At 69.9% G+C, this 16,946-nt stretch carries 12 protein-coding genes; 8 read left to right on the forward strand and 4 right to left on the reverse strand.

The annotated features are described in order from the left end of the window. Positions 1-22: 22 nt before the first annotated feature. The 4 genes from VKA29_RS36715 to VKA29_RS36730 form a co-directional block, all read right to left on the reverse strand. Positions 23-634, reverse strand: a complete 612-nt coding sequence (locus tag VKA29_RS36715; RefSeq protein ID WP_324790420.1) for a hypothetical protein — start codon at positions 632-634, stop codon at positions 23-25. Next, on the reverse strand, positions 631-1,869 hold the full coding sequence (gene tcmP, locus VKA29_RS36720; protein WP_159311658.1) for a three-Cys-motif partner protein TcmP: 1,239 nt from the start codon (positions 1,867-1,869) through the stop codon (positions 631-633). Before tcmP ends, VKA29_RS36715 begins: the two co-directional genes overlap by 4 nt. A gap of 269 nt (positions 1,870-2,138) precedes the next feature. After that, on the reverse strand, positions 2,139-2,897 hold the full coding sequence (locus VKA29_RS36725) for a DUF5131 family protein (RefSeq protein WP_159311659.1): 759 nt from the start codon (positions 2,895-2,897) through the stop codon (positions 2,139-2,141). A 209-nt stretch (positions 2,898-3,106) separates the two neighbouring features. Further along, the gene (locus VKA29_RS36730; protein WP_324790421.1) at positions 3,107-5,503 is read right to left on the reverse strand and encodes a DEAD/DEAH box helicase; all 2,397 of its coding nucleotides are present in this window, start codon (positions 5,501-5,503) and stop codon (positions 3,107-3,109) included. Between the two features lie 245 nt (positions 5,504-5,748). Here VKA29_RS36730 and VKA29_RS36735 point away from each other — a divergent pair, with 245 nt between their 5' ends. From VKA29_RS36735 to VKA29_RS36770, 8 genes are all read left to right on the forward strand, one after another. After that, positions 5,749-7,044 carry a hypothetical protein gene (locus VKA29_RS36735; protein WP_324790422.1) on the forward strand — a complete coding sequence of 432 codons (1,296 nt, stop codon included), beginning with the start codon at positions 5,749-5,751 and terminating at the stop codon, positions 7,042-7,044. Further along, entirely contained in the window at positions 7,041-7,610 is a 570-nt protein-coding gene (locus VKA29_RS36740; protein WP_324790423.1) for a hypothetical protein, read from the forward strand. The genes VKA29_RS36735 and VKA29_RS36740 overlap by 4 nt, the downstream gene beginning before the upstream one ends. A gap of 2 nt (positions 7,611-7,612) precedes the next feature. Beyond that, positions 7,613-8,239, forward strand: a complete 627-nt coding sequence (locus VKA29_RS36745) for a hypothetical protein (protein ID WP_324790424.1) — start codon at positions 7,613-7,615, stop codon at positions 8,237-8,239. A gap of 110 nt (positions 8,240-8,349) precedes the next feature. Continuing rightward, positions 8,350-11,421 (forward strand): hypothetical protein, encoded by a 3,072-nt coding sequence (locus VKA29_RS36750; RefSeq protein ID WP_324790425.1) that lies wholly within the window; start codon positions 8,350-8,352, stop codon positions 11,419-11,421. Beyond that, positions 11,414-12,874, forward strand: a complete 1,461-nt coding sequence (locus tag VKA29_RS36755) for a Wadjet anti-phage system protein JetD domain-containing protein (RefSeq protein ID WP_324790426.1) — start codon at positions 11,414-11,416, stop codon at positions 12,872-12,874. The genes VKA29_RS36750 and VKA29_RS36755 overlap by 8 nt, the downstream gene beginning before the upstream one ends. A gap of 332 nt (positions 12,875-13,206) precedes the next feature. Next, positions 13,207-13,857 (forward strand): TnsA-like heteromeric transposase endonuclease subunit, encoded by a 651-nt coding sequence (locus VKA29_RS36760; protein WP_268977833.1) that lies wholly within the window; start codon positions 13,207-13,209, stop codon positions 13,855-13,857. Beyond that, on the forward strand, positions 13,854-15,947 hold the full coding sequence (locus tag VKA29_RS36765) for a transposase (protein ID WP_324790427.1): 2,094 nt from the start codon (positions 13,854-13,856) through the stop codon (positions 15,945-15,947). Before VKA29_RS36760 ends, VKA29_RS36765 begins: the two co-directional genes overlap by 4 nt. Next, positions 15,941-16,942, forward strand: coding sequence for a TniB family NTP-binding protein (locus VKA29_RS36770; RefSeq protein ID WP_385420452.1), 1,002 nt, complete (start codon positions 15,941-15,943; stop codon positions 16,940-16,942). The genes VKA29_RS36765 and VKA29_RS36770 overlap by 7 nt, the downstream gene beginning before the upstream one ends. Positions 16,943-16,946 lie beyond the last annotated feature (4 nt).

Here is a 16,946-nt window from a genome sequence, read left to right on the forward strand (position 1 = left end):
TCCAGCGCGGTGTAGAACCTGCTTAGTGGGCCTGCGCCTTGAAGCGCCAGACGGCGTGCTCCAGGCCTGCCCGGTCGTGTCCGAGCTGGGCGGCGGCGGCCTCGTACACTGCGCGCAGCTGCTGGTAGCTCAGGGCGGGGAGGCCGGCGTCGGAGGCGAAGGCGCGCAGATGGACGTCGACGGCGATCTGGGAGCGGCCGACGAGGTTGCCGATGTAGTCCACCGTTTTGGGGCCGACGCCGTGGAGGGTCCGCAGGGCAGCGCGGTTTGCTGTGTGGTCGAGCCAGGCGTTCAGGTCGTCGCGGGTGTCGACGTGGTGGGCGGCCAGCAGGTCGGTGATGCGGTGGGCGATGGTGACCCTGCGGGGGTCGTGGAAGTTCATGGCGGTGGCGAGGTCGCAGGTGGCCAGGCGTGTTCGGAAGCCCTGCACGGTAGAGGCGTCCGGCCAGGCGGTTTGCAGTGCGAGGAGCCGCGGGCGGATCGTCGTCTCGTAGTTGCGGCGTGCCTGGAAGCTGGCGTCGCAGATGACGGCGCCCATGTGCGTCCAGCCGCCGGGCGCGGGGAACGGTCCGTCGCCGAGGCTGGAGCGCAGGTGGTCGGTGAGCCGTTGAACGTCGCGGCGGTTTGTGGTCATGGTTGCCGCCGTTGTGGGGGCGGGGTGACGCGCAGTTTGCGTACGTCGCCGACTCCGTTGCAGCTGGTCTTGCCGTCTTTGTGGAGTTGCTTCACCGCGGCTCTGATGTGCTTATTGCGGGCCTGGCCGAGGACGCCGGCGAGGATCTCGCTTTGATGGTCGTCGATGGTGAAGGTGCCGAGCTGCTGCTGGAGGCCTTCGAGGTTCTTGCGGATCCTTGCCACCCATGCGCGGGCGCGCTGTTCTTCTTCGTCGTCGAAGGTGTCGCCGGCGTTGAAGAGCGTGCCCTCCTCGGGCGGAGGAAGACAGGCGCGGCGCCATTCGACCTGGGCGAGGCTGGCGGCTTCGCCGAACAGCCACATGCCTTCCTTGTGACGGCTGAAGTGGACCAGGCAGTAGGCGACCTGGTGGTGGGCGCGGTTGCGGACGTCGATGGTCCAGTAGCCGCCGCGGACGGCGCGGGCGACGCGGTCGGCGAAACCGGTGGTGATGCGTCTGACGGCTTCGGTGTTGTTCTGGGAGGCCAGGAACTCTTCGCGCCACCAGGAGCCTCCGCAGGCCGCGTCCATGGCGCGCAGCGTGGCCGGCTTACCGGGAGTGTCCTTGGGGCTGGTGAGCAGTCCTCCGATGCGGCGTACGGCGTTGGCGTTGAAGTTGAGCAGTACCTCCGTCGCGTGGCGTCCGGTGGTTCCGTGGACGCTGCGGGAGCCGAAGATCTGCTGGGTGAGGGTCTCGAAGCTCAGTCCGAGGCCGAAGGGGTCCAGGAAGGCGAACAGGGGTGCCCCTGCGGCGCGGTCGAGTATCTGTCCGAGGTGCTTCTCGACGTGTCCCTTCAGGGCCTGGGCGGCCAGGCCCTGGGCGCTGGCTTCGCTGACGAGGGCGGCCAGGGACTGGTAGTTCTTGGGTGCGCGTTCGACGAAGTAGCAGTCGAGCTGGCGAAAGCCCGCGATGCGGGCTGCGGAGTCCAGGATCAGGGCGGGTGAGCCGGGGGTTCCGTCCTCGTAGCGGCCGGGTCCGGCGTAGCCGTCCAGGTAGACCACGCGGCTGTCCGGGGCGTACCGGCCGACCTTGCTGGCGAAGGGCACGACGTAGCTGTCGAGAATGGCGTGCTTGAGGACGGCGGCGGCCTTCTTGCTGACGAAGAACGGGCTGCTGCTGTCGAGCCCCCTTTCCCCGGCGCTTTCACCGCTCAGATCGAGAACATCGTCGTCGAGCACTGCCTCTGATGCGCCCAAGATCCCGCCCTGCCAGCTCGAAGGACACGGTTAGGCTGATTTTGCGACAGATACCGTGGTTGTGTACCGGTGTTGCGCACAAATGGCTTGTCCAGGCCCGGCCAACTGTGCGGCTGCAGACGTGGAATGACTGCTTCCGGCCTGGTGGTAGCCGACCGGCATCCTCACCTGCATGCCCGCACGCTGTGGACGGAGTCCGGATTCCAGAGACACGGGGCGCACGGCTGCTGCGGACCACGAAGTGGGGTGACGCTGCTGGGTATCCGGCCTCAGCGTGCGGGCAGGGCCAGGGCGCGGTGAGGCATGGCGTCCCAGGTGCGGCCTTCCAGTTCGCGGCCGCCGGCCTTGGGCGTGCGTCCGCCCCACTGCTTGAAGAAGAAGGCCACCTCGGCCTGCTGGCAGGTGTCGCGGATGTGCGTGACCCAGGCCGCCTCGAGCGGCCGGTGGCCGGGGCCGGACTCGCCTCCGGCGATCACCCAGTCGATCCCGGACAGTTCCAGCCCGTGCAACGGGCCCAGCAGAGGCTCGCACGAGAGGAACTTCACCGCGGCGGGGATCTGCCGCAGGTCGTCGACGCGGGCCAGTTCCTTCGCACTCTCCACCGACACGCCCATCCAGAGGTTGGCCGGCCACTCAAGCCGGTCGGCGACCTGCCGAAGACGCCGAGCGCGCTTGGTGAGGACTTGATAGGTGTGCTGAGGGGTGTCGGCGATCACCTCGAAGACGCGGCGCACGTAGTCCAGCGGCACACGGGCATGGAAAAGGTCGCTCATGGAGTTCACGAACACCGTGCGCGGGCTCTTCCAGCCGTAGGGGGCATCCAGTGCCCCCGGGTGCAGTGTCAGCCCGAACCCCGGCCCGGAGGTGCGCGGATCGCCGTCAGCCTGATACTTCGCCGACCCCATGGCCTTCAGCCGCCTGGCCAGCGCGAGCGCGTAGCAGTTGTCGCAGCCTGCCGAGACGCGGTCGCATCCCGTGGTCGGGTTCCACGTCGCCTCGGTCCACTCGATCGCGCTGCGATCACTCACCGGCCGGCCCTCCATCCTCTCGAACCGCACCCTTTCACCGGGGTGCGGGCCATGCCCCGCCCTGCGAACGAAGCGCCGCACCATCGGATACCGGCATCCAATCATCCGGTACAGGCGATGCTCCCAGAAACCCAAGAAGCGAATACAGGTGCGAACCTGGGTGCCCGCACTACGCCAGTGCCGACCCACCAATGGGCGGCCGACAGCACCTACGCGAGGACGGCCGGGGCGACACTCTCGGTGGTCCAGTCGCCGTCGAAGAGCGCGGCGACCAGGCGGGCGTGGGCGTCGGGGAGCTGGCCGGCGCGGTGCTTGGTGCGGGCTTTGGCGAGCCAGGCGCCGAGCTTGACGGTGTCGCCGTCGACGCGGATGGTCTCGCGGGCTGTGGGGGCGCGGCCTTCGCGGTGGAGGAAGAGTTCCAGGAGCTGGACGGTCTCCTCGAAGGTGCGGCGGGCGCGGCGTGCGGGGGCGAGGGGGTTGGCATCGGGAGTGAGGCCGAGGGCGGTCATCATCTGCTGTTGGCCGGACGCGAGGGTCTGCCAGGTGGTGAGCTGGCGGTGGAGCCAGGAGCCGATCTTCACGCCGGCCAGGAGGGTGTCGCGGGTGAGGGTGGCGGGGTCGGCGCCGGTGGCGAGGTGGGCGCGCAGCAGGTGGTATTTGCGGTGCCAGTCCGGGCCGTGCGGGAGGCGCCAGTCCGGGGCGAGGCGGGTGAGGGCGTTGGCGCGGACGGGGTCGAGTTTGTTGTGGGCGTGCAGGTGGCGTTGTTCGGCGAGCCAGGCGCCGACGGGGGTGGTGGCGGGGGCGGCGAGGTGGCCGTGGGCACGGTGGTAGTCGGCGGCTGCGGTGAGGCGGGCACGCCAGGCGGCGTCGTGTTTGTCCCAGATCATGCCGAGGGCGTCGAGTTCGGCGATCCAGTCGGCTTCGAGGCGGCCGGTCTTGGCGGCGTCGCGCATGGTGGTGATGAAGGTGCCGAGTTTGTAGCCGGTGGGGTCGGTGTGGTCGGCGGGGACGTCGAGGTGGCCGTAGTGGTCGTGGTAGGCCTGGGCGGCGGCGAGGCCGAGGCGGCGGGAGCGGGAGACGCCGGGGCCGCGGGGGTCGAGGGAGATCAGGTCCATCCCGCGGGCGATGCGTTCGGGGTGGACGGTGAAGTCGAAGTGCCAGCGGCGCTGGATGACCTGGCTGGTCTCGCGGGGCAGCCGGTTGGCTTTGCCGGGGAGGCGTTCGAGGATGCGGTGGTCGTGCCCGGCCAGCGCCGAGGCGATCGCCCAGACCGGTTCGTAGGCGGTGCCGAGGATGTCTTCGCTGTCGGCGCCGGGCGGGATGTAGACGGGCACGATCAGCGAGGCGGTCTTGCCGGAGACGTCCAGGCGCAGGGCGCGGCCGAGGGCCTGGGTGCAGCGGATGACGCTGCGGGTGGGGTCGGCGAAGACGATCGCGTCGACGCTGGGGATGTCGACGCCCTCGGCGATCAGCTTCGAGTTGGCGAGGACCGCGCGGTCGGCGGCGGCGAAGCCGGTGAAGATGTCGGCGCGCTGGGCGGGGGTGTGCTCGCCGTGGGCGAAGAACAGGGCCGGGGCGGCATCCGGGGTCAGGTGAGGGTCGGTGCGGGCCAGCAGGCGCAGGGTGTGGGGGAGTTCGCGGGCGAAGCGGCGGGCGTCGGAAACGAGGTTGAAGTAGACCAGCACCTTCTTCAACCCGTGCTCGGTCATCGCCCGCAGGACAGCGAGGTGCAGGGCGGTGGTGCGCAGCGCACTGTCCCCCTCGGTTTCGTCGCCGGGCCGGGAGGCGGCGGGGGCGCTGCTCGGGGAGGGCAGGTTGAGGCGGCGGCGCAGGTCGGTGTCGGTGAGGGTGGGCACCACGATGCGGTAGTCGGCTGCGCGGCCGTCGGCCACGGCCTGCGCCAGCGGGTACTCGAAGACCTTCTTGCCGTAGACGGCCTCGTTGTCCATGGAGTTGGCGAACGCGTCCACGTCCCCTCCGGCGGCGGGGCGGCGGCGTGGGCGGGTGGTGTCGGCGGACTCCGCCAGCTCCGGCGCGGCGAAGATGCGAGGGGTGGCGGTCATGTAGAGGCGGCGCTCCGCGCGGATCCGCTGCGCGTCGTTGACGATCGCCCACTTCTTGTCCGCCCGGCCGGCGATCCGGTGCGCCTCGTCCATCACCGCCAGATCGAACGCCGGCACCTCGAACCCCGTGCTCTGCGTCGCCTCGATCTTGCCCAGAGAGTCGTAGGTGCAGATGACGGTGAGCGCGGGAATCTGGTCCTGCCCCTCCCCCACGACCGACATCAGCCCGCCGAGGGCGTGCGGGTTCGTCGTCGACATGACCCGGGCCGCGGCCAGGTCGTCGCGGCCGCTCGTGTCCATGGAGGAGACGATCACCATGTGCTCCAGGTGATGGTCACGGCGCCAGGCCAGCGCCGTCTGCGCCGCCAGATCCAGCGTCGGCACCACGAACAGCACCAGCCGCGCGCCAAGCCCGTCCGCCACCCGTACCGACACCAGCGTCTTACCCGTCCCCGTCGCCGCCACGAACAGCCCCCGGCTCCCGGGGCGGTGCAAATGCCGCACCAGCCGCTCGACCGCCTCCACCTGGTCAGGGAACAACATGGCACGGCCAGCGGAGCGAGGGGCGGCAGACTCGACCGGTGTGACCATGACCGACATCATCGCGCAGCCTCTCCACCTTCAGGCGCATTCGGCCGTGCGCTGCAGCGCCTGACAAGCAGAGGTTTTGCGCCATCCGTTGTGTATGCGGGGATATTGGCGATGTGGCAACAGGAGTCGCCTGTGGCGGATAGGTTCGGTCTCCTGGGAAGAGGCTGCGGGGGCGCCTGGCAGGTTATGGGGGGAGTTTGTCTGAGCAGGAGAGCGGCTTCGAGCAGGGTGATCTGTTCGATGGTGCCGCGGCTGGGGCTCGCGATGACCGGTTGGACTTCGTGCGGCCTTTTGTTGCGCCGGTGGCATCGACGGCCGGTGCGGTCGTTGACGATCCTGTGTCGTTACAACTGGCTGAGGCGATTCACGATGCGTTCGGGGATCTTGCCTCCGATCGGGGGCTGACCCGGTCGGAGATTGCGGCAGCGTGTGCTCTGGTGGCCTCGGGAGAGGCGTTCGATGCCCGGTTCCGGGTCTTTGTGGGGCTGGGGATGCTGGAGCAGGCCCGGGGCAAAGCCTACGAGGGGCGCTACGTCTTCAGTCCGACCAGCGGTGCGGCCTTGTTGGTCTTCGAACGCCTGGCGGAAGCCGGCGGTGTCGAGGAGATCATGACTCTGCTGGACCGTACACAGGTCGGTTTGGCACAGGGCTTGCTGAGTGAGGAGCAACTGGCCAACCGGCTGCGGCGGGTGCGACGTGACCTGTCCATCACCACCGCGCATCTGCTGCGGCTGGTGCGGTCCAAGCCCATCGAGGAGCTGGTGGGTGAACGCCACCACCACCAGTCCAAGGCCGCGTTGTTGGACCATGCGAGGCAGTTGGTTAGAGCCATCAGCAGTCGCTTTCCACGGCTGAGAGCGTCGGGGACCCGGTTGATCGATGAGGCGCTTCGCTATTCGGCGGCCGTGGATGAGTTCTCCGACCGGCTGCTGCAGCAGGTGCGAGCCCGCCGGGACTTCAGCATGCTGCTGCCGGAACAGTACCTGTCGGCGGCCTTGGGCGCGCCGGTGGACGCCTTGGCGGAGGTCTTTGCTGCCACGGTGTTTGATCCCGCCAGCGTGGAGATCACCGCGGCACAGGTGCTCGTGGCCGCCGGGGAGCGGCGACCGCCAGTTCCTCGGCGGCGGCCGGCGCGGCCGGCGCCGCTCCCGCCAGGCCCCGATCCGGTGGAAGCGGCGCGGGAGAAGGCATTGCTACTGCGCCGGCGGCGTTCGGCGTCGATGAATTCGCTGGTCAGGGGCGGGCAGGAGGCTGACCTGACGGCGACGCTGGGGACGTTGCCATGGCGTGCGGCGATTGCCACGGTGGTGGACCTGCTGCAGGCGTCTGCGGACCCGGCGACCCCGTTCTTCGTGGAGATCGGCGAGGAGGTCCTCGTCGATCCGGCTGGGGCGGTCACCTACGCCAGTCCGTTGTCCTTGTACCGGCTGCCGCAGGATGTGTCGGGTGCCGTTGGCGGAGACTCTTCGGCCGTGCAGGAGGGTCCGGCATGAACGAGGATGCCTATCTGCTGGCCTGGGCTCGGGCCGTACGGATCGTGCCGCTGACAGCAGCGGGTGCAGCCGATGGGCTGACGGCGCTGCGGCGGGCCGCCGATGGTGTGCAGCGGCGCCTTGTCGACGTGGAAGCGACCGACGGCCCGGCGGTCATGGTGCGGTGGGCGCCGGACGTGGAGCCGGTCAGCGGTGTGGTGGGCGATCCGCTGACGCACCGGGAGGCAGCGCCCTCGCAATTGCTGACGCTGGCAGCCGCTCTGCGCCTGTGCTGGCCCGATCCCGAGCTAACACTGTATCCAGGGGGCGCGGCGGCCGAGGAGGACGTGCTGGCGGCCTGCGTTCCGCCCGGGGACGGTCTGCTGCGGGAGGGCATGGCACTGATCGCCCAGACATCGGCGTATCGCAGCGCGCTGCGGGTCCTGCGCGCGTGCGGCTACCTGGCCGCCGACGCCGGGGACGGCATGGTGCGACTGGGGCCGATGGTGGCTGCCTGGAGCGAGCGGGATGTTGATGAGTTGCGGCGCGGGTATGACCTGCTGCCCTGCCAGGTGAAGGAGGGCTAGGCATGGAAGTGCGGTATCTGGAGGCGCTGTCGGAGCAGCGCCGTGCAGAGGTGCGGGCAGCGGTGTGTGCGGTGGAAACCGCGCGGCTGCCGGTGCCCGCGGCGCGTTTTCGCGCGTTGGCCGAGGTGCCGCTGCGCAGGGTGGTCGAGGAGGTACTCGCCGCTTCGGGCCGGACGCTGCTCGGTGTAGGAGGGGGGTTCCTGTCCGGCTACGACGACATGGTCAGAGCGCGGCTGGCCGATGAGGGCGTCGGTGTCCTGCCTCGTGAAGACCGGGCCGTGCTGACGCTGGTGCTGCTGTTCAGCGTCGCCGCCCCACGCGCCGGCGGCAGCGTCCTGCCGCAGGCCCTGTGGACCCAGGGGGTGCCGGTGAGCAGGGAGCGGCTGAAGCAGTCCGCGGTCCCCGACCGGGTCGTGGATGCCGCGCTGAGCCGTCTCGCCGCAGCCGACCTGGTGCGGACAACAGGTTCGGGGATCGTTCTGGGCAGCCAGTTGTTGCGGCTGACGCCAGCGGCCCAGGCCGACCTGTTCGAGCAGTTGGTGCTCCTGGCCGAGCCGCAAGGAGTCATGGCCGAGTCGATCTGGCGGCGCCGGGCCCGCGTCGCCAGCCAGGAAGGACAGAAACACTGAACGCCACCTGGTACGAGCGCGGCACCGAGAAGCCGGAGGAGGACGAGGACGGGCAGGAGGGACTGCCCGAGCTCATCGAGCACCGCGGCATCGTCGGTGACCGTCATCTGGTGGCGGTCCAGACGTTCGATATCGCCCGACTGACCACCCACGCGGTGCCGGTGGTGCCCGAGACGTTCATCGCCGTGTCCGGGATGGGCCCCAAGGACGACTCCAACGGCTCGGGCAAGACCTCGTTCCTCATCGCGGTTTCGCTGCTGCTGGCCGATCCCCAGTGGCGGTTGGAATCCAACCACGGGCGGGACGCCAGCGGAATCCTGTTCAAGCCCGACGCGGCCGGGGTGGACCGGGCCCAGCAGATTCCGGCCGCCTCGCACGGCTACGTGGTCGGCGTCTTCGCACACGACAGGCCCGACGCATCCGGCGGGCGCGAGGCACTCGCTGCGAGTGGCCCCCTGCAAGGGGCGCTGACGGTGTGGGTACGCATCGCCGCGTCCGCCCCGTACGTTCTGGCCAACTGGACCGAAGGCATCCACGTGGCCGATGCGGCCGACGATGCCGAGCGGGCGGCGCAGGCAGACACTCTCTGGCAGGAGCTGGGCAGTGCGAGCAGGCTGTCGGCACACCGCATGGCCGACGCCCTCTACGGCAACGCACCGCGGTGCCTGACCTACCTCGACACGCCGCTGCGCCCGGCGGTTCCCTCGCTGCTGAGCCAGCAGATGACCGCGATGGAACCGCACGACATCGGAGAGGCCCTGATCGCCCTGTCCGGTATGACTCATCTGCTGGAGCAGGAGGCTGCCCGCCGCGGCAAGGCCCTTGAGCACGCTGCGCAGTTGGAGAAGGCACGCGACGAGCACGCACTGGCCTTGGCGGACGAAGAAGCAGTACTCGAGGGCGTGCGGGCACGTGCTGCTGCCCGCACGGCGCTTGAGGAAGGACGCCATGCGTGGCGCCGCTATCTAGCGGCCTGTTACCTGGAGGCAGCCCAGGCCGACCGGAAACTGGCAGCGGACCTGGAGGACAAAGAGCAGCAGGTGGTGCAGGCGCAGGAACTGCTCGACGGTGCCGAGGAGAAGCTGCGCGAGCTGACGGCGGCCACCGATCTGGCCGCAGCAGCGGCCGCCGCCCGCCAGGAGTGGGTGGACGCCAAGCAGGTCACCGAGCAGGCCGCCACGCAACGGACATCGGCGGCTACCCGGCGGGACATCATCCGCCAGAGCATGGCCCCCCTTCGACCGAGCGCGGGTGTATGGCGGGGATCGCCGGTCGCTGATGCCCGCAGCGCGCTGGAAGCCGCCAGAGAGGTGCTGTATGTGGCGCGGCAGCAGAAGGCCGACGCAGACAGCGCCCTGTCCCGGGCCCAGAGGCTGGAGGAAGCGGCCCGGCAGGGACGCAGCGGGGCCGCGGGCCAGGCCTTGGAGATCCTCGACGGCCACGGCGTCAGCGCCGCAGGGCTGATGGACCAGCTGCAGCTGGAGGAGTCGGTCCGTGCGCAGTGGGAGGCGCGCCTGTGGCCCTGGCGCGACGCCGTGGTGGTGCCGTGGGGGCAGGCAGAACGCGCCCGGGAGATTCTGCGCGGCCTGCCCGGTGCCCAGGTCGTCGCCGCCGACCCCGCCGACGGGACGGGCAGTGGCGGCGGTGCCCTGCCTCAGGGTGTGCGCAGTGGCAGGGCGCTGGCCGGGTTCTTCGGCACGTTGCAGAAGCGCACGACGGCTCTGGACGACCCGCCCGCGGCCTACGACGCAGGACTGTCGCTGGCGGTCGTCGGTGGCTTCCAGGCTCCGATCGCCGGACGGGATGCCCGGGTGGCCCAGGCCGTCGCGCACCGCCGCCGCTGCGAGGACGAGGTGTCTACGGCGGCTGAGGGCCTTGCCGCGGCTGAGTCGGAGTTCGAGGTAGCCGAGATCGAGCACAAGGCAGCCGTGGCGGCGCGGGATCTGGCCGCTTTGGAAGAGCAGGCCTCCGCCTTGGACGAAGCGATCGCCGAGGCCGATGACAAAGCCACCGCCGCCCGGAGCGCAGAGGACGAGCGCCACGACGCGTGGGAACAGGCGCAGAACGCGCTGACGGCCCATGCCCAAGCGGTGACGACCGCGAAGCTCACCCGGGACGCGGCCGACAAGACGTACAAGGAGCGGGCCAAGCAGCGAACAGCGCTGAGCAAAGCCCGTGCCGAGGTCTCCTGCCCGCAGTGGCAACGTCTGTGGGGAGCCCCCGCCGAGGAGGCAGCCGAGCTCCTGCGGGCCACCGCCCCCGGCACACCGGCGCCCCGGCCCGGCCGCCTGCGGCGGAACGTGGAGGATCATCTGCGGAACGCGTACGAGCACTACGGCCTGCCGGCCGGCGCTGTAACCGGCGTCGTCGACGAAGACCTGCTCCTGGCGCAACACCTGCGGGACGCCTTCGAAGAGGAGGAGGCGTCTGCGCTACCGCGCACGGGCTTCGACGAGGTGGCCGCTCCCCTGCAGATCCGGCTTGACGGTCACAGCGACAAGGATGCCGTCGAAGCCGCCCGGATCGCCTCCGGACGCTTGCTGCGCGAGGAGGCCTTGGCCAAGCTCACTCGTGCGGCGGAGCGCAGCGGGCACACTCTCCAGGCTCTGCAGGACATGATCGAACATCACGTCGAAGGGCTGTTAGCGCAGATCAGCGACGCCTTCAATGCGTTGGACCGGCAGCGGGGCGGTGACGGTGCGCGCCTGGACTACACCAGCGTGCGACCCGAGGGCGCCAGGCCCTGGCGGTGGCAGGTGACACCGCGCTGGAAACGCTCCCCGCGGGGCGCCTTCGTGCACTACCGGGAGAACGCCAACGGCGCCCAGGTGAAGGTGCATGCCATCCAGATGGTCCTGGCTGCGGTACTGGCCGACGCCGAGACCAGGGGGCGGGTGTTGATCCTGGACGAGCTCGGCAACAGCCTGGGCGAGGTCAACCGCAAGGACATGCTCGCTGCGCTGCGGGACGTGGCGCGCCGCCAGCACCTGACCATCCTGGGCACCTGCCAGGACAGTGTGCTGGTGGATGCCGCCGACGTGTGCGACGAACTGCTGTGGTTCGTCCACGCCTCCTCCTCCGACGCCTATAACCAGCCCACCCGTACCTGGGGACACGATTCCGACGGCAAGCGCGTGGAACTGACTGCCGACTGGATCACCGCAGGACGCTCCCATGCCTGAGCCCACCGTGCCCCTCCCCCGCCCCGCCCTGCTGGTCAGCGAAGCCCACGGCCGGCGGGAAGTGCCCCTGCACGGACTTCCCTCCGGGATCATCGCCGTCACCGTGCCCCGCACCCGAAAAGACGGCGACGAGGTCCTCACCCGCGTGCCCGTGGACCGCAAACGACGCGTCAACCCCGCCGTCGTCGACCTCATCGCCTCCGACCCGGTCCCCGCCTACGACCCGCCGGCCGGCCTGACCGACCGTGACCTGATCAAGGTCCTGACCACTCGGACCCGCAAGCGGTGGACCACCATCGAGGCCGACTTCGGCCAGGAACAGGCGTGGCGTACGACCGTGTCGCTCATCCGCTGCGGCGCCGTCGTCCTGCGCTGCAAGGTCGTGCAGACCACCGGATTCACCCCCGACTCCTGGCAGCTGACCCCGTCCTGGGCATCACTGAGAGAGGACAAGCTCGCCCAGCTGCGGGGCCACCCCGACCCCTCACGGCTGCACGCCGAATTGCTGCAGGCCATGGCAGGCATCCCCCAGCTGGCGAGCGAACACGCCCTGCTGGCCGCCACCGCCCCTGGCCGCACCCTGCAGGTCCCCGCAGGCAGCACCACCGGAACCGAGGACTGGCGGGTGTACGAGGTGGCCGTCAGGTCCGCCGCGGTGTGGTGGGCCGCCCAGTCCCACCCGCAGCCGATGACCGCCAAGGTCCTGGCGGGCAAGAGCATGCGCGACACCAAGTACACGTGGACAGCGCAACGCCGGCAGGCGTTCGCCAACCTCGTCGGCCGCCCCTTCGACCAGGCGGTGGAAGAGACCGACACCGAGCTGCGCATGCGCGGGCCCCTGCGCTGGCGCGTCGATACCGTCATCGCCGACGCCGCAGCCTGCCGCCCCTGGCTGGGCCTGCCCGCAGGCGGCCTGCGCAGCCTCGGGCTCATCGACAGCTCAGCGGTGGGCGTCCTCCTGATCGAGAACGAGGACGCCTTCGCCCAGGTGTGCAAACTCCCCGACGTCGCAGACCAGTGGCTGTGTGTATGGGGCGCCGGCTACGCCACGCACGGCCTGGCCGCTTTCCTCAAGGCCATGGCACCGCTGCCGGTCGCCGCCTGGCAGGACCTGGACGCCCACGGCATCCAGATCATCGCCAACCTCACCGAACGCATCGGCCGGCCCATCACCCCCGTCGGCATGGACGTCGACCTGTACCAGCAGGGAACGAAGTACCGCCAGAAACCCGAAAAAAGGGAGGCGAACCGAAAACTCGCCGAGCGACTCGCAGCCAGCGGACCACTCTCCCTGCGCGCCCTGGCCGCCGCAATCGCCGCAAACGGCGGCGACGGTTGCGAACACGAAACGCTCTACCACGAAGTCCTGCCCACCCTGGCGCGCACGCTGGGTCAGATCACTGACGGACCCGCGCCGGACGTCCGGCCATCCAGCACCGACGGTGCCGCCTGATCACTCTTTCTACGTCTGGGAAACGCTCCTACCTGGGCGGGCGTCAAGTCGCCAGTACGCCGGTTCCGCAGGGGCCTCTAGCAGAGTCTGTAGGCGGGTGCGGGTTGGTCAGGAGAGGCTTCACCGCATTGTGTGGCTCGGTTCAATTGCGCACTCCGCAGGCTGGCCGATTCGTTTTTGATCAGACGGAGGCTGGCTTTGGGTCCAGTGGACCACTGGGGTCGATGGGAGGGGCCAGCGTGCATCTGCGGCAGGTGGACGTGCGGTTCGTCGGGCCGGACGGGGTCATGGTCCAGAGGCCGTGGCGAAGCGCTGCAGGGGGCCTGTGCCTCATGGAATGCCCGATGGTACGTAGCTTCCCACTACGGCGGGGCCGACGGTTGGCTCCGGGATGGTGGTGGTCGGCGACCACGAGCCATCTGGTGGGGTACGGGAGCGCAGCCATGCGGGACGCGGTCATGATGCTCGATCAGGATCCTCAAGTGACAGGCATGGTGAGCCGTCCGGTGGAGCTCGTGTGGGAGGAAGGCGGGCGGACCGTCACACACGCACCCGACCTGGCTGTTGCCTTGGTGGACGGGAGCATTCATTTAGTGGACTGCCCTGGCAGCAGCGGACCGTCCGCACGGCTTGCCAGCCGGGCGCGGGTGGCCGGCTTGTGTGCGCAGGACGTGGGCTGGGAGCACCGGTTCGCGGATGCCGCAGATCCGGTGGCTCTGGCCAACGGGCGCTGGCTGTCGGTCTACCGGCATCCCCGATGTTCGGCGGGTATCCCTGCAGCCCGGCTGCGCGAGGCATTCGCCTCGCCTATCGCGTTGTTCGAGGGCGCGCTGCGGCTCGGGGATCCAATCGCAACGCTGCCCGCCGTCTACCACGGGCTCTGGCACGGCCTGCTCAGTATGGCCTGGGACCACGTCCTGAGCGAGGAGACCCCCGTGGTCGCCGTGCCAGCCAGACGTCGCCGTGAAGGAGCGAGGCGGTGAAGAGGCCGTGGGGCGTCGTCGAAGTCGGGGACCGGATCCGGTTCGACGGACAGGTCCACGTCCTGGCCGGTCTGGACGGACCCCGCTGCCGTCTGGTCGCCGAAGAAGGCGCAGGTGTGCAGGTACTCCTGCTCACTCACGTGCTTGCCGCGCGGGACTTCACCATCCTGGACCGCTCCTTGCCAGGGCAGCGGCGTGTACCGGTCCACGGCCCCTTGGACGGATGCGACACCGCGGTCCGAAACAGAGCCCTGGCCTGGGAGCGGCACGTCCTGGAAGTCGAGACCGGCTACCCCGGACCCGGCCGGGAGCAGCTGCCTCGAGACGGCTATGACCCGGCCGTGTACCGGCTCGCCCAGCGGGAGGCGGCCAAGGCCGCCGAGCTGACCGCATCCGGAGAGCAGGTCAGCGTGGCCACCGTGCGCAGGATGCGAGCCCGCTACCGCGCGCAGGGAGTATGGGGTCTCGTCGACGGCCGGAGGAAGCGGGAGCGCTCTGTGTTCGGGCGTGCCGATCCACGTGTGGTCGCCGCGATCAAGCAGGCGCTGGAGGAGCAGCAGGGGCGTTCGACTGGAACATTGAGCCGGCTACGGCACGAGGTGGGGTGGCTGCTGGAAGACACCCAAGGGCCCGGGAAGGTGGCGGTGCCCCCGGTGGCCACGTTCAACCGGCTGGTACGGGCTGTCGCCGAGCAGGAAGGACTGGCATTGACGGCCGAAGGGCAGCGCCGGCGCGCGTCCCGGCCGGTGCCGGTGTTCACTCCCACGGCCGCGACGTTGCCCGGGGAGTTGGTGATGATGGACAGCACTCTGCTGGACGTGATGGTCGTGTGCGAGGACGGAAAGACCCGGCGGCCGGAGCTGACCATGGCGGTGGACGTGGCTACCCGCAGCATCACCGCCGCCGTCCTGCGCCCGAAGGGCACCAAGGCAGTGGACGCGGCCGTGCTCCTGGCCCAGACGCTGGTGCCGCAGCCGATGCGGCCCGACTGGCCCGAGTACCTGTCCATGGCCGCTTCCGTCATCCCCTACACACGGCTCGCCTCTATCGACGCCCGCATGCAGGGGGCCGCGGCCAGGCCGGTGATCCGGCCGTCGACCGTGGTCATCGACCAGGGCAAAGTGTTCGTGTCCCGCTGCTTCCTCGCTGCCGCCGAGCACCTAGGAATCACCGTCCAGCCGTGTCCCCCCGCGTCCGGGCACGCCAAGGGGCATGTGGAGCGGGGCTTCGGGGCGATCGGCACGCTGTTCGCTCAGTACGTCGCCGGCTACACCGGAAACCGCCTCGCCACACGCGGCAGCAGCGTGGAGGACGAGGCATGCTGGACGATGCCTCAGCTGCAGGACCTGCTGGACGAGTGGATCGTCTGCGGGTGGCAGGAACGGCGCCATGCGCGGCTGCGGCATCCCCTCATGCCCCGGCTGACGCTCACCCCCAACGAGATGTGGGCCGCGCTCACCGGCATCGCGGGACACGTACCCATCCCTCTGACCGGAGCAGACTGGATCGAGCTGCTGCCCTCCCGCAGGTGCGCGATCACAGACGAAGGCATCCGGTTCGAGTACCGCACCTACGACGGCCCGGCGCTCAACGGACACCGGCACCGCTCCCCCGCTGCGGACGGCAAATGGGAAGTCCACCACAACCCCTACGAGCCCTGGCAGTGCTGGGTCAGGCTCCCAGACGGCTGGGCGCAGGCCGAGTGGATCCACCGAAGCCTGGTGTCGAAGCCCTTCACCGACACCACCTGGCGGCACATCCGCACCGTGGCCACACGGCATACGGACCGGGCCGAGCACGAAGAGCACCTCGCCCGTCACCTAGACGAGTTACTCCGCCGCGCCCACACAGGACAAACAAGCGCCACCCGCCCCCACAAGAGCAGCAGCCTCGCCGACGTCCCCGGCCAGCGGGCAGGAACCAGACGCGCACGGCGACGGACCGCGGACACCGGCACGCGGACAGGCCCCGCCGAGCACCTTCCGCCTGCGGACGAGAACACGCCCCCTGTCCCGGGTTCCGCCGGCACAGCAGCATCGGCCGGGGCCTGGAGCATCTTCGACGCCCACCAGGAGGCGCAGCAGTGGTGACGGCCGCCGACCAGGAGACGGACAACGGCCCGTACGCGTCACCGACGACCTGGCGCGAATGGACACGGTTCGTCGACACCGAACCACCCTGCCTGCCTGGGCCCGGACCATGGAACGCCGAGGAGCGTCTGGATTACCACTCCCAATTCGTGATCCTCTCCACCCCGACCATGGCCAAGATCTCCCTCACCCTGCGCCGGCTCATGATCCTCAACCGGCGGCACAACGGCACCGCCCGGCGAGGACTACTGATCTCCGGGCCGCCCACCACGGGAAAGACCACCACTCTGCAGCAGCTCGGCCGGTCCTTCCACCTCGCCGACCGGGCCCGCCACAACAGCTTCGACGAGCGACTGCCGGTGGCCTTCCTGTCCGTCCCCCCGGCCGCCACCCCGAAAATGCTCGTGTCCGAACTGGCCCGGTTCCTCGACCTGCCCATCGGCAAAGCGATGAACCAAGCACGGATCACCGACATCGTCTGCGGTGCACTACGTGATCTGTCGACCCAGCTCGTCCTCGTCGACGACGTCCATCTGCTCAATACCCGCACCCGCATCGGTGCTGAGACCTCCGACCAGATGAAGCACCTCAGCGAGCGCCTCCCCGCGACCTTCGTCTACGCCGGCGTCGCCATCGAGGCCTCCCCGCTCCTGACGGGAAGTCGCGGCGCGCAGCTCGCCGGACGGTTCAAGATGGTGCGCAACCCGCCGCTGGCGTACGGCAGCCCTGCACAGCGAACGGCCTGGGAAGGCCTGGTCCGCGGCATGGACCAAGCCCTACGCCTCCAAGCACACCGCCCCGACACGCTCACCCGGCACGCCCCCTACCTCCACCAGCGCACCGGCGGCCGCATCGGGAGCCTGTCCGCCCTCGTCCGGGAAGCAGCGATCGCCGCCATCCTGGACGGCAGTGAGAAGATCACCAAGCAGCTGCTCGACGACATCGACCTCGACGAACTCGCCGAACAGGCTGCGCGCCCACCGGCACAGGCCTGAGACG

The organism is Streptomyces sp. H51, from assembly GCF_035656535.1.
Classification (GTDB): domain Bacteria; phylum Actinomycetota; class Actinomycetes; order Streptomycetales; family Streptomycetaceae; genus Streptomyces.

Excerpts from the sequence above, each read along its gene's own strand:
- VKA29_RS36740 (WP_324790423.1), top strand. The coding sequence starts at position 7,041 with ATGAACGAGGATGCCTATCTGCTGGCCTGGGCTCGGGCCGTACGGATC.
- VKA29_RS36755 (WP_324790426.1), top strand. The coding sequence starts at position 11,414 with ATGCCTGAGCCCACCGTGCCCCTCCCCCGCCCCGCCCTGCTGGTCAGC.
- VKA29_RS36715 (WP_324790420.1), bottom strand. The coding sequence starts at position 634 with ATGACCACAAACCGCCGCGACGTTCAACGGCTCACCGACCACCTGCGC.
- VKA29_RS36730 (WP_324790421.1), bottom strand. The coding sequence starts at position 5,503 with ATGTTGTTCCCTGACCAGGTGGAGGCGGTCGAGCGGCTGGTGCGGCAT.
- VKA29_RS36760 (WP_268977833.1), top strand. The coding sequence starts at position 13,207 with ATGGAATGCCCGATGGTACGTAGCTTCCCACTACGGCGGGGCCGACGG.
- VKA29_RS36745 (WP_324790424.1), top strand. The coding sequence starts at position 7,613 with ATGGAAGTGCGGTATCTGGAGGCGCTGTCGGAGCAGCGCCGTGCAGAG.